The 13847-nt window shown below is 41.2% G+C and carries 14 protein-coding genes; all 14 read right to left on the minus strand.

From position 1 onward, the window contains the following. The 14 genes from ACERJO_RS13245 to ligA all read right to left on the minus strand — a co-directional run bounded on the left by ACERJO_RS13245 (position 1) and on the right by ligA (position 13842). Positions 1–378, minus strand: a complete 378-nt coding sequence (locus ACERJO_RS13245) for a DUF4234 domain-containing protein (RefSeq protein ID WP_247105822.1) — start codon at positions 376–378, stop codon at positions 1–3. Between the two features lie 14 nt (positions 379–392). Further along, positions 393–563, minus strand: coding sequence for a hypothetical protein (locus tag ACERJO_RS13250; RefSeq protein ID WP_373647805.1), 171 nt, complete (start codon positions 561–563; stop codon positions 393–395). 219 nt (positions 564–782) lie between these two features. Continuing rightward, positions 783–1325 (minus strand): T6SS immunity protein Tdi1 domain-containing protein, encoded by a 543-nt coding sequence (locus ACERJO_RS13255; RefSeq protein WP_373647806.1) that lies wholly within the window; start codon positions 1323–1325, stop codon positions 783–785. 12 nt (positions 1326–1337) lie between these two features. Next, the gene (locus ACERJO_RS13260; protein WP_373647807.1) at positions 1338–3125 is read right to left on the minus strand and encodes a polymorphic toxin type 15 domain-containing protein; all 1788 of its coding nucleotides are present in this window, start codon (positions 3123–3125) and stop codon (positions 1338–1340) included. A 2-nt stretch (positions 3126–3127) separates the two neighbouring features. Beyond that, positions 3128–3454, minus strand: a complete 327-nt coding sequence (locus ACERJO_RS13265) for a hypothetical protein (RefSeq protein WP_373647809.1) — start codon at positions 3452–3454, stop codon at positions 3128–3130. Continuing rightward, a complete protein-coding gene (locus ACERJO_RS13270; RefSeq protein ID WP_247105827.1) occupies positions 3455–4159 on the minus strand; it encodes a DUF5081 family protein in 705 nt (234 codons plus the stop codon). Further along, the gene (locus ACERJO_RS13275; protein WP_247105828.1) at positions 4159–4461 is read right to left on the minus strand and encodes a hypothetical protein; all 303 of its coding nucleotides are present in this window, start codon (positions 4459–4461) and stop codon (positions 4159–4161) included. The genes ACERJO_RS13270 and ACERJO_RS13275 overlap by 1 nt, the downstream gene beginning before the upstream one ends. A gap of 31 nt (positions 4462–4492) precedes the next feature. Then, positions 4493–4834: a hypothetical protein gene (locus ACERJO_RS13280; protein ID WP_373647810.1), complete on the minus strand. Its 342-nt coding sequence runs from the start codon at positions 4832–4834 to the stop codon at positions 4493–4495. Positions 4835–5329: 495 nt separating this feature from the next. Beyond that, positions 5330–6283 (minus strand): ABC transporter permease, encoded by a 954-nt coding sequence (locus ACERJO_RS13285; RefSeq protein WP_373647834.1) that lies wholly within the window; start codon positions 6281–6283, stop codon positions 5330–5332. A 10-nt stretch (positions 6284–6293) separates the two neighbouring features. Further along, positions 6294–7352, minus strand: coding sequence for an ABC transporter permease (locus tag ACERJO_RS13290; protein ID WP_247105831.1), 1059 nt, complete (start codon positions 7350–7352; stop codon positions 6294–6296). After that, on the minus strand, positions 7345–8862 hold the full coding sequence (locus tag ACERJO_RS13295) for an ABC transporter ATP-binding protein (protein WP_373647835.1): 1518 nt from the start codon (positions 8860–8862) through the stop codon (positions 7345–7347). Before ACERJO_RS13295 ends, ACERJO_RS13290 begins: the two co-directional genes overlap by 8 nt. Positions 8863–8978: 116 nt before the next feature. Further along, positions 8979–10106 (minus strand): BMP family lipoprotein, encoded by a 1128-nt coding sequence (locus ACERJO_RS13300; protein ID WP_373647812.1) that lies wholly within the window; start codon positions 10104–10106, stop codon positions 8979–8981. 521 nt (positions 10107–10627) lie between these two features. Next, positions 10628–11806, minus strand: a complete 1179-nt coding sequence (locus ACERJO_RS13305; RefSeq protein ID WP_373647813.1) for a CamS family sex pheromone protein — start codon at positions 11804–11806, stop codon at positions 10628–10630. A gap of 29 nt (positions 11807–11835) precedes the next feature. Continuing rightward, positions 11836–13842, minus strand: coding sequence for an NAD-dependent DNA ligase LigA (ligA, locus tag ACERJO_RS13310; RefSeq protein WP_373647814.1), 2007 nt, complete (start codon positions 13840–13842; stop codon positions 11836–11838). Positions 13843–13847: the final 5 nt, after the last annotated feature.

Consider the following 13847-nt stretch of genomic DNA (forward strand, 5'->3'; position numbering starts at 1 on the left):
CTATTCGCCTGATGCACGTAATGTCTTTCGATTCTCTAAAAAATGGAGCGTATTCATGCTTGTCTGTATGAGTCCCATCGAGATTAACCAACCACCGAAAGGGATCAAGCTACAAATGAGACAAAGAACCGATTGATCGCTAATTCCTTTGTATCCTTTACGTTGAGCATATGTATAGATTTCTTTAGCTGTTTTAAAGTTCCAATACACTAAATAAATACCGATTGTGATGATACCTAGAAACACAACCATTCCAGGAGAAGGCTTTTCCTCTTCCATATGTTTTGATGTCTCAAATACCCAATAGAAATAATAGATATTAAAGGTGAAAAGACATAATAGGTACAACGTTAATAAATTTCGCTCTATTATCTTCATGTCTACTCCTTCTATCAATCAAAATTCGCTTTTTTCTCCATGAATTTCTTACCGCACTCATGGCATTGATATTGCATTTGATTCATACCAAATATCCCAGTTGTAATCGTCCAGCCTCTTTTCTTTTTTGTTAGATCGCTGCTTTCACAGTATGGGCACTTCTCTTGTTTTGTTTCTACTGTCATTTTGGTTCTCCTTTATTGTTAAAAAGTGATTAATAGATTGACCGCTACGAGTCGATACTGTTTTAAAGATTAGTAAACGGTTTAGTAGAGTTTCTGTAGCTATGAACTTCTTTAATCAATTCCATTGTATGGTTGTACGTATCCATGGCTCATTCAATCAAACCTTTATTTATTCTTAATCAATGGATAATGGGTTCAGTCCTAAATCAACTAACCAGATTATTCTATTGGTCCCATAAATTCCGTAATAATCATAATATGTTCTTTTAACTTGACTTTTTTTAGGTTTTCTACTTTTTCTGCTCCACCTAAGCCTAGGAGGGGGGTGTAGCCGAAGCATTCGTCATAAGATACTTCTCCATGTTTTTCCACAGCTTCAGGGTATGGCCTCCATTTTAAATATTCGCTTTTAAATTTTTCCGAATCTAAACTTTTAAAAAAGAACAAAAAGTTCGGCATTAGTGTTTTCAGTACACCATACCTATAATTAAGTAATCGAACATAACCATCAGCCCATACAACTAAATCTCCCATACTTGTAGTAAATAGCACTATAGAATCACGATATCTTTGACTGCTCTCATATAAAACATCACTAAATTCTTCTGGATTTATACTTTTTAAGTAACCATTCATAAATGTCCCAAATCCGTAATCTTGCCACAAATCTATTATTTCTGTAGGAATTTGATTTTTATATCTTTCAATTAACTCGTTAGGAACCATACTATCAAATTTAAAATCACTTAGAATTTTTTTCATTACAAATTCTCCTTAGTTTGTCAATTTCACATTCAAATAGGTATTCCTTATTTGTTCTGATGTCATATTTTTTGCTAATTCCCTTATTTGTCCATCAACAACATCAATTCTATATTTCCACTGGGAACCTATTGATGAATTTATACCTTTATCCCCCATTCCACCAATTTTATCAGGCCTTCCTCCCGCAATCTGATCTGGGTTATGTAGTGCTGCTTGCGTATTTAACCACTTTTTAGCCACTTTTTCTGCTTCATCAAATGATTTTCCATTTGCCATAAGTTCGGAAATTTTATCAGATAAGGCTTCTTCTCTAGCTGTTTGTTGAGCTGCATTTCCCTCTATTGCTCTACCTTCAGCAATATATTTTTCTCTATTTTTTAGATACTCGTCAACAGTTAGCTGGTTCATGCCTTTCTCTTGATCTTTTAATTGTCTGGCAAACTCTTGTTGGTTGTGCTTCGGATTTCTAGTAAAGTTCACTTCAATTTCTTTTATTCTCGGTACGTCATCTAATTGTCTTCCAGTTCCAACAGGTACATTAACCCCACTACCACCAGAACCCACACTACTCTTCATCCAATTCGCCAATCCACTCGTCGCATTTTCAAGCGTGTGGGCGTTTTCGGCTGGGATTCTTGCCGTGGTCCCCATGCCATCCAAGGCGAATCCGTTTTGCGGGATGGCGTTCTTCATCGCTGTGATGCCTTTATCTCCTAACCTCGCTATTTCCGTTAGATCATCGGCTACTCTCACGACGGCATTCGCGCCTTGGCCCTTCAGGAATTGGCCTGCGCTTCGTAAGCGCGCATCGGCCTGTTTGCCTGCGGTGACGACGACGTCCTGGACGGTGCGCATTTGTTGTTGGGCCGATGACGTTAAGCGAGTTGTGAGGGCTGTACGTGTTCCCGCTTGGGCAAGGTCTGTTCCCATGCTGACGGTACGAGCAGCCGTACCAAACCGTTTCACCGCACTGACGCCTGGAATGATATCAAGTGGCGCCAGGCCGCCTCGTAAGAGACGTTCTCCTGTATCTATCTCTCTGCCTGATACCCAATCGGTTCCAGACACTGCACTACTTAACTCTAACGTACCATAAGCGACGCCTAATGCCAATCCTGCTGGCGGACAAATGATCGTTGCTCCGATAATGACGACCGTTGCGGCGATGCTCACCCAGAACTCCTTCGTCATTTGCGAGTCTTTTATTGAATTGTATTCAAAGGCGTTCATACTCACAGCCGCAAGCTGGTAGTCTTCATAGGTGATCTCTTCGTCTGACACTTGTTCTTGCCAGAGCTCATATTCAAGCTTCATTTGTTCGGCATAGAAATTGTCACCGTTAAAGAGGTCCTCTAATCCAATCTCCTTTTTTTCAATAACATGCTCTTGCCGATAACCGGCATAGTGCGAGGTGATTGTGTCCGTCGCGCCAATTCGATTGTCGGTCGTAAAATGAGAGATCGATGTATTTCGCATTTTTTCAACGAATGAATCGATATCCTTATGAAAGGGTTCATCAATCGTCTCATTCACCAATTTGCCAACGTCATTCGAGAATTCCGTAATCACTTTGAAATCCTCAAATAGCTCTTGGTATTTGCTGTCTTGGTTACGATGAGACAACGAGATCACACCATCGCTATCGAACTTTGATAAATCAGACTCTACTTTATCCATTAGCTTGGATAAATCCTTCAAGTCATCAATCGCTCCTTTTCCCCATTTACCTAAGCCGATCAAGTCTCGCAATCCACTATTCATTTGTTCCCAGTCTGCTTGCTTATATTTTACATCCATCGTCATACCTCCAGCGCTGCAAAGATTTGTTCTGCAATCGCTTCGTCGGTTTCGATCATGGTCACGAGTATGTCGACAACGAGAGTCGACGCCCGCATGTAGTTATCGAGAAGATCCTGAAACTTCTCATTCGCCTCTGGATAGACTTCCATCGCCTCGATCGCTTCGCCCGCTTCATAGAAGCGAAGGCGACCAAGCTCCTTAATCGCAGGTAAAGCTTCACTTTCAAGCTCGATAATAATATCATCTAGCTGACTGTACACAGACGTGATGACATCCGGATCAACCGTAATACCAACTGATGCTCCACGAGCAGGTAAATGCGCCATCTATTGACCCTCCTTGTATGGGAATTCGAGCTCATCGAATAACACCTTCATCAAATAATATTGACTTGCATAATAATACGTTTTGGTCACCGTATCGACCATGACTAACTGATCTTGTTTCGTAAAAATAAGCCATTGCTGATAATAAGCTAGATTCGTGATCACACGTGGCACTTCATTCAGATGGAAGACTTCTAAGTTCATCATTTCTTCGTTAGGTTCATATTGTTCAAGCTCGATCCGTTCTTTTTCTGGTACTTTTTCTTTAAGAAATGTTCGCTCCTTCTCATCAGGGACTCTTGAAATAACCGGAAGCTTCTCAGCTAGCATTTTTAATACAAATGGTTTGGCCATGACCATTAGTTTATAAGCCTTTTGCTCTTCTACCTCAAGGAGTAGGATCATATCATCCTTTTGCTCTCCTTGAAACGCAAACATCGCATTATGAACGCGGACAAACTTTTTACTATTGTAATAGGTTTGTAGAGTTCGAATGATGACAGCTCCGTTTTTCGTTAACTTTCCTTCCTCTGATAGAATGCCTTTTTCCTTTAAAGCGGCATATGCTTCTTTAAAAGGACCCTCTCCTTTTAATTGATACATCTTCTTATCTGGTAAGCCAAAAAGGGCATGACCGCCAAAGGCTGACGCTAATAAATAGAGCTCAGGAACACGAAATGTATCCGTATCTGTTTCGGTACTCATCATAACCGCTTCACTTTCCTAACAGAAGCATGATGACGGAAATCACTTTTATAGCGATCAATATTTTCCAACGCACGTGTTTGTAACGGAGCCGCTTCTTTTAATTCCGCATGGTATTGTTTAATAATGTCTAAATAGCTCAGAAAGCTATCACGTGCACTCCCTCTCCAATTCGCAGATTGAACAAAGGAATGGAGCGTTTCGCATTTCGAATAAGCTCGATCAATCGATCGTTCTAGCTTTCTCGCCTCTGCTTGTGCTGTTTGTAATCGGCGATCATGAATGATTGTATCCTTTGACATCGGTTCTCCCTCCTATTGGCCATGATTAAGGTTATTTATTCGCTTCTTGTTCCTCGCGAATGGCTTGGTTTCGATAGTATAAATACTGCTCATATGCTTGATTAATCGCGCGCACAAGCTCTGTTCGTTTCTCTTTTTCTTCATTTAAATACTGATTAAACTCATCATTTAAACGACGGCGAGCAGGAGTGAAATCATTTGATGGAATCACATTTTCAGATAAAAAAGGAACAGCGTTACTATAGCTTGAATAGGCAGAATCTGCATCTCTCACTAAGCGGTCATGGTCATCCTTCGCATCCTGTAATCGTTCATAAAGCTTCCAATAGTCATCTCTTTTTTTCTCCGTATCTGATCTAAACCAATTAAACAATCTCCATCACCCCTTTTAATACACCTCTTACCATTTCATTTTTGTCCCAATAAATAGACAGTTTTCCACAAGAATAGATTACCTTATAGACCTTTTTTTAACAAATAGCATATGAACAGATTTATGCAAGTGTTTATATATGAAACAGAACTTTTGGCACTGCATTCATCCTTCTAGTAAGAAAAATAAACCCATAGTCTCATGTCTCATTATCCGATTCTTCCTATTTTCCTCTATTATACCTACTCTATAAATACTTAGAAGGACAATTTAACTATTTTTTTTGATACTTTCACATAAACTTTAACAATAGGTATTAACGTATTATTTTCTTCGAAGTATCAGTCCATTCATCATGCTAGTTTTCATTTTTAATTTTTATCAAATCATACACAACAAAACCCACCCCTGTTTTTAGAAACAAGTGAGTGGGTTATTTCGGTATTTAGGGTACTAGTAAATTGTGTATAAAAGTTGCCAAAAGAATTGACTACCTTACCTCGATCCCTTAATATAAGGCTTCCCGATTGCCTTCGGTGCATCAGCGCGACCAACAAAGCCTGCTAATGCAAAAATCGTTAGGACATAAGGAGCAATATGAAGAAACACGGTTGGAACGTTGGCAAACAAGGGGATTTGCTGCCCAGTAATGCTCAGTGCTTGTGCAAGCCCGAAGAACAGAGCCGCCCCTAGCACACCAAGTGGATGCCACTTCCCGAATATCAAAACGGCTAATGACATAAACCCTTGTCCGACAATCGTATTTGCTGAGAAATTCCCTGATATCGTCACAGCATACACACCTCCGCCTAATCCACCTAATGCCCCGCTTAACATCACTCCAATATAACGCATGCGATTAACTTGAATCCCCATCGTATCCGCTGCCATCGGGTGTTCACCTACAGATCGGAGTCGTAAGCCAAAAGGGGTATGATAAACGACATAGAGGACGACAAATACGAGTGCAATGGCAATAATCGATGTCATATACGCTCTCGAAAAGAATAATGGACCAACGACCGGAATATCGCTTAACCATGGAATATCGAAACGGTATAAGCGATTTTGTATAAAATCAGTTTGTCCCTTTTGATAGAAGAGACGAACGAGAAAGACGCTTAAGCCAATCGCTAAGAAATTCAACGCGACACCACTCACAACTTGGTCAGCCCGAAATTGAATCGAGGCCACCGCATGAAATAAGGAGAATATGGCGCCAAATAAAACAGCAACGAGTAAAGCTAGCCACGTTGAAAGTGCGCCGATCCCTATTCGCTCTAACGTTAATGTCATCACAATTGCCGTGAAGGCTCCCATGACCATTAACCCTTCAAGTCCAATATTTACAACACCTGAACGTTCACTAAAAAGCCCACCAAGTGCTGTTAGCATCAACGGAGCTGCCGCATAAATTGCCGCCGGAATGATTAATGCTAATATTTGCATAACATCCACTTTAAATCTCCTCCTTTTTCACACGGTTAATGATCCAATGAATGAGATAGCTTGAAGCGACAAAGAAAATGATGAGCGCAATAATAATATCTATCAGCTCTGCAGGGATACCTGCCTGTGACTGCATCGTGAGTGCCCCGATTTGCAAGCCTCCAAACAAAAAGGCTGATAAAAATACACCAATAGCGGTATTTGCCCCTAATAAGGCGACCGCAATTCCATCAAAGCCCACACCTGTAAAGCCAGACATAATATTCATATAGCCATATGTCCCTAGTCCTTCCATTGACCCAGCCACGCCTGCAAAGCTACCAGCAATCACCATCGAAAGCGTGATATTCCGTTGAACATTCATACCAGCGTAACGTGATGCATGCTGATTGAAACCCACCGCTCTAAGCTCAAAGCCTTTTGTCGTTCGCCATAAAATAAACCACATAAGCACACATGTTAAGACAGCAACAATAATGCCATAATGCAAGCGAGAATAGTCCGTTAGCTCTTTTAAAAAGATCGAAGCTAAAGATGCACTAGAGGCAATCGTATCCGTTCTCTCTCCAGGGACAATTAAATAAGCGCGGATTAAGTAATTGGCAGTATAGAGAGCAATATAATTCATCATGATCGTCACAATCACTTCATGAACGTGATAGCGTGCCTTTAAAAATCCAGGTATAAACCCCCATGCTGCACCCGCCAAAGCTCCTGCCACTATCGCTATTGGCAAATGGACAACCGCTGGTAAATCAAACACTAGCCCGACATATACGGATGCAAGCCAACCAACGATGAGCTGGCCCTCCACTCCAATATTAAATAAACCTGTTCGAAAGGCGAAAGCGACCGATAATCCAGCTAATATAAGTGGTGTCATCGAACGAATCGTCTCACCGATATAATAGGCATCACTAAAGATCCCCCGTAATAATGCTTGATAGCCGACAAGTGGATTATAGCCACTAATAACCATCACAATGGCTCCGATGACAATACCTAACAGAACGGCAATAACCGGCACCGATAACGACAGTAAACGGGAAGAGGTTAACCACTTATTCATGACTTCGCTCCACCTCTTTCTTTTTTTGACCTCCTGCCATTAAGAAACCAAGCTCCTGCTCATTCGTTATCTCAGCATCAACTATATCGACAATTTTCCCTTCATATATAACCGCAATTCGATCACTAACATGTAATATTTCATCAAGCTCTAATGACATGAGAAGAACGGCTTTTCCTTTATCTCGCTCCACAATTAACCTGCGATGAATCGCTTCAATCGCCCCAACATCTAAACCGCGAGTTGGCTGTGCCGCGATGAGTAAATCAGGTGAACGATCCACTTCACGGGCAATGATGGCCTTTTGTTGATTCCCACCAGACAAAGCACGAGCTTGTGTATATTCACTTGGCGTTCTAACATCATAATCTTCTATTAGCAGCTTCGCCTTCTTGTAAATGGCTGAATAGTTTAACACGCCTTGCTTCGAGTACGGCTTTCGGTAATACGTTTGTAGAACGATATTTTCTCCAATTGAAAAATCAAGGACAAGTCCGTGCTTATGTCGATCCTCCGGAATATGTCCAACTCCTGATTCCGTTACTTTTCGAACCGGCACATTCGTAATATCGTGCCCATTTAAAGTAATACGCCCTGCTTCAACTTTTCGTAATCCCGTAATGGCTTCAATTAACTCGCTTTGACCGTTTCCATCTACTCCGGCAAGTCCAATAATTTCACCAGCTTTTAACTCCAATGAAAGATTGCTTACAATTTCTAAAGCTCTTGCATCCTTCACAGTTACATTTGAAAGAGATAATACCGTCTCCTTCGGTGTAGCTCGTGTCTTTTCCACAGAAAAGTTCACATCTCGTCCGACCATCATTGCCGCTAACTGATCCGGGTTTGTTTCCTTCACATCGACCGTGCCAATTCCTTTCCCTCTACGTATGACTGTACATCGATCACAGATGGTCATAATCTCCTTGAGCTTATGCGTAATGAGAATAATCGACTTCCCTTCCTGAACGAGCACCTTCATAATCGACATCAATTCCTGAATTTCTTGTGGCGTTAACACAGCAGTCGGTTCATCTAAAATTAAAATATTCGTTCCGCGGTATAACGTCTTCAATATCTCAACACGTTGCTGCATGCCGACTGAAATCGATTCAACCTTGGCATATGGATCAACACGGAGGCCATAACGATTGGAAAGCTCTTGAACATCTTTCGCTGCTTTTTCTAAATGAATACGGCCTGCTTTTTTCGGCTCATGACCGAGTACGATGTTCTCAGTTACCGTAAACGACTCAATCAGCATAAAGTGTTGATGAACCATCCCAATGCCTAATTGATCTGCCACATTCGGATCTGTAATATGTACACGTTCACCTCTTACTCGAATCTCGCCTTTTTCTGGTTGATACAAGCCAAATAAGACGTTCATTAACGTCGATTTACCAGCTCCATTTTCTCCTAACAACGCATGAATCTCACCTTTTTGTACTTGAAGCGTAATATGATCGTTTGCCACAATCCCAGGAAACTCCTTACGAATCCCATTCATTTCAATTACATACTCACCCACATAGCAGCCCCCCTAAAGAAACAAACTCGACTTTCCTCAAACAAAGCCGTCCATCTACATTTCCAGAACGGACGACTCCAACACTGAACATTTAATTAAAGTGAATCTACATATTCCTCATATTCGTCATCGGTTTCAGGTACATCGATGTCGCCTTCTAATATGTCTTCAATATAATCTTCAATCTCGTCTAAAGCTTCCTCAGACATATTGTCTGTTGTTGGCGCTATTCCAACAGCCTCATCATCTAACCCATATTCGAGAATTTCGCCGCCAGGAAAATCTCCATTCATTGTCTGTTCAGAAACAAGATAGACGGCACGGTCCACCCGCTTCACCATTGACGTAAGCGTAACGGATTGATCACCTTCATAAATACCTTCCTCATGTTGATCACGATCGACTCCAATGACCCACACGTCTTCACCGTTCCGTACACGGTTGATCGCTTCATTAAATACTCCATAGCCCGTCGCTCCAGCTGCATGATAAATAATGTCAGCTCCTTGGCTATACATCGTATTGGCAATTTGGGCACCAATCGTATCATCATTAAAGCTTTCGGCATATTGAACCGTAATTTCTGCGTCTGGATTAACAGCTTTCACTCCTGCTTTGAATCCGTTTTCAAACTTTTTAATTAACCCGCTTTCAACACCACCAACAAATCCAACACGGTCTGTTTCCGTTTGCAATCCGGCGGCTACCCCAACTAGAAAGGAGCCTTCATGCTCTTTGAACATCACATTTGCAACATTATCAATAGGATCATCATTATCATCTGTTACAACCGAATCGACGATCGCTAATTGAGCATCTTCATTTTGTTCAGCTACGGCTTTAATCGCATCATTCATGAGGAAACCAATCCCCCATGCTAAATCAACATTTTCTCTTACTAAATTACGTATATTCGGCTCAAAATCAGCAATATCACTAGATTGTACATAACGGTATCCTGTCCCTTGTTCCAAGCCAAACTCTTCACCGAATTCCGTTAACCCTTCCCAAGCGGACTGATTAAACGACTTATCGTCAATACCACCAACATCTGTAACCATTCCAACAGTGAAGTCTGTATCTTCCGCATCACCTTGTTGTTCATCAACTGGCTCATCTCCAGGTGTATCTTCAATCGGCTGTTCATCCCCTCCCATACCACATCCAGTTACAATCATCAAGCATACAGCTAGAACGCCAACAATATCTAACCCTCTCTTCATTTCATTAACCCCCTATAGTTCTTTAACCATTCTCTTTGTTAGAATGTCGCAAATTGGGGGGATTATACATTCAGAAAAGCGCAATAGCGTCTTTCTTACAACGTTTTTAAGTTTTTATGAAAGTGGGGTTCTTTCATGAAATTGTGTGCCACCCGCGAATGCGAACCCTTCTAGATCTTCCTCACTCCCCTTCCCTAACTTCTGGGACAATTTAATTTCTGATTTATCAAATAGGGAACCTTCATTCCTCTAAATCGGAAAAAAACAGCTTTCTGAGAAGAAAGTGAAACTCTCACTCCGCTAATTAAGCATAATAATTCCAAAAAGAGCAATAAAAGCCGAAATAGAGGAATGAGGAACCGTAACGACATGAAAAAGGGAAATAGATGAGAAATAGAAGAATAAGGAACCGGGTACAGCAATGACCTATGCCCCCATTTCCATCCAATCATAAAATCTGATTATGTAAAAAAGAGCGTCCAAAAGGTTTCACCTTTTTGGACACTCTTAAAACAATCCATTTAAAATATATGAATGACTGGTTCTTCATTCGGATTCACAATGACGACACTTTCGACGTTACCTGAAATGGATGTAACTTCAAGTGTTATTTTGTAGCCTTCATCAAAGCGTTCTTGAATTTGATTAGCGGCAAATTGCGTCATCGCAACAATTTCTGCTGTTCCTTGATAACGGATAGGAACTTCAATCGTTAGCTCTTGAATCTGGTTATCTAAATAACGCCCTGTCCCAACTACACCGACATACGTATCAAAAAATCCTTGGATATCATCACTGAAACGTTGAAATTGATCTGCTTCATTACGAACATTATTATTGGCGTCACGTGATGGGAATAAATAATACGTTTCATCAATTCGTTGCCAACGATCAATACCGCTATTTGGGTCTGCTTTCGCCGTTGCGATAAATCGCCCAGGGATAGCTGAGTCACGAGGCTCCTCTTGAAATAGCGCAAACACAATCGGTATATCGGTAAAAGCTCCCTCTTCAAAATTCTCCGAACGGATACGCTCTAACACACGATCGGCTAACTCTTGTCCTTCATTTTCGATCACATCATCTGGAATGTCCGTTTCATAGAAATAAAACAGTCCTTCCTCATCTTCCACTCGGAAATTGTAGACACTATTGAGTGATAAACCAATGACAATTCCACCTAAATTAAATTGCCCATTTGAATTTTCTACTAAATAATTGTGCTCTAATATATGTGATAACACACGAGGCTGATTTTCCTCCTGCGCTTTTAAATCATCTTCATCTCCAAGTGGTGGATTCAAACCAGTAGGATTATCATCTTCATCGTACCGCATCAACCAAGCATTAAGTTGGTTTCGGCGAATAAACTGACCTTCGCGAAAGAAATACTCCTCTGGTTCAAAGTATTCTTGTGCAATTCGTTGTAAACCTATTTCTAACTTGTCTAAATCCAATCGGTTATACACAACTGAATTCCCAAATCCACGTGATTCTCCGTGAAGATAAGCACCATCATATAAGACACTACGATAATAGTTATCCGGCGTTACTAGCTGTGGTACAACCTCTACCATTTGTTCATCCGGATCTGTAACCTCTTCTCTCTCCACTTCTTCATCTTCAGGAAATAATGAAAGACATCCTGACAACATGATAGCTTGTAGGGCAATCATCAAAAGCCCTAACGACTTCTTCATCACGTTTCCCCCCTCTCCCCTACTCGTTATTATAGATGCTTAAGCATCTGTTCCTCATCCCAAATCTCAATTTGTAATTGTTCTGCCTTTTTCTTTTTCGAGCCTGCCGCTTCACCTGCTATGACAAGATCAGTCTTCTTACTCACGCTTCCTGTAATCTTGCCACCGAGTGCTTCGATTTTTTCCTTCGCTTCATCTCGTGTTAGCTGCTCAAGCTTTCCTGTTAATACAATTGTCTTGCCAGCAAACGGACTATCACTCTGTTCACTATCAACACTTTGTCGTTTAGGCCCTTTATATACAAGATTGACTCCTAATTTTCTTAATTCTTGAAGTAGCTCTAACACTTCTGGCTTTTGGAAATAACGACGAATGGAAGCAGCCATTTTCTCACCAATTTCATTAACCGCCTCTAGCTCTTCTTCCGTAGCTTGAACAAGCTGATCAATCGTTTCAAATTCGATTGCTAATGTCTTAGCCGCCTTTGCCCCAACAAAACGAATACCGAGCCCGAATAACAACCGTTCTAATGAATTTTCTTTTGTTTTTTCGATCGCTTGTAGTAAATTATCAACAGATTTCTCGCCCATTCGCTCAAGCTTCAGCAATGTATCGCGCTCAAGCTTATATAGGTCGGCAACATCACGAACTAACTCATGATCAAATAATTGCACAATAATACGTTCACCAAGACCATCAATATTCATTGCATTTCTAGAAACAAAATGAATAAGCCCTTCCTTGATTTGTGCAGGGCATTGTGGGTTAATGCATCGAAGAGCGACCTCTCCTTCTAATCGAACAAGCTCACTTCCACAATCAGGACAATGAGTTGGCATCGAAAAGTCCTTTTCCGTTCCATCGCGACGCTCTGCTAAGACGTTCACGACTTCAGGAATAATATCTCCGGCCTTTTTAATAACAACAAAATCACCTAGCTTTAAATCCTTCTCACGGATCAAGTCCTCATTATGTAAGGAAGCTCGCTTCACCGTTGTCCCCGCAACCGTTACCGGGGATAATAGAGCTGTCGGTGTCACCACACCTGTCCGACCAACGCTCAGCTCGATATCCTCCAACCTTGTTACGACCTCCTCTGCTGGAAACTTAAATGCCGTTGCCCAACGAGGACTTTTCGCTGTAAAGCCTAGCTTTTCCTGTAAGGCTAATTGATCGACTTTAATGACAATACCATCAATTTCATAAGGAAGATCTGCACGCTTTTCAACCCATTCCTCTGTATAGCGGATGACCTCTTCAATCGTTTCACATCGTTTACTCTCACGATTGACACGGAAACCAAGCTCCTGTAAGTAATCAAGACCTTCACTGTGAGTTTGAATCACCTTTCCTTCAATCGAACCAATGGCATAAGTAAACATCGACAAATTCCGTTTAGCTGCAAGCTTCGGATCTAGCTGTCGTAATGAACCTGCTGCTGCATTACGAGGATTAGCAAACTTCTCGTCTCCCAATTTTTCCTTCGCTTCATTAAGCTTCTCGAATGAGGGCTTAGGCATGTAGGCTTCACCACGTACTTCAATCGTTACAGCTTCCTTTAGCTTAAGTGGAATCGCAGCGATGGTTTTTAAGTTTTCAGTAATGTCCTCACCTATCGTTCCATCGCCTCTAGTTGCCCCACGAACGAAGCGACCTTGGTCATACTGAAGAGAAATGGCTAGTCCATCAATTTTCAATTCACATGTATAACTAACAGAATCCCCGACCAATTGACATACTCTACGATCAAAATCAGATAAGTCATCAGCTGAGAACGCATTTCCTAAGCTCAACATCGGAATGCGATGCTCAACTTTTTCAAAATGGGGTAGAGGCTCACCTCCGACACGTACAGTCGGTGAATCCTCCGTACGTAAGTCTGGAAATTCAGTCTCTATTTTTAATAGTTCGTGAAATAATTGATCATATTCAGCGTCAGAAACGAGTGGTTGATCCAACACATAATAATGGTATCCATACTCCTCCACTATTGCTCGTAGCTCTTCCACACGTTTTTTGGCATCCTGTCGCTCCATTCTCC

Origin of the sequence: Halalkalibacter sp. AB-rgal2 (assembly GCF_041821005.1) — a bacterium.
GTDB lineage: Bacteria > Bacillota > Bacilli > Bacillales > Bacillaceae_D > Halalkalibacter.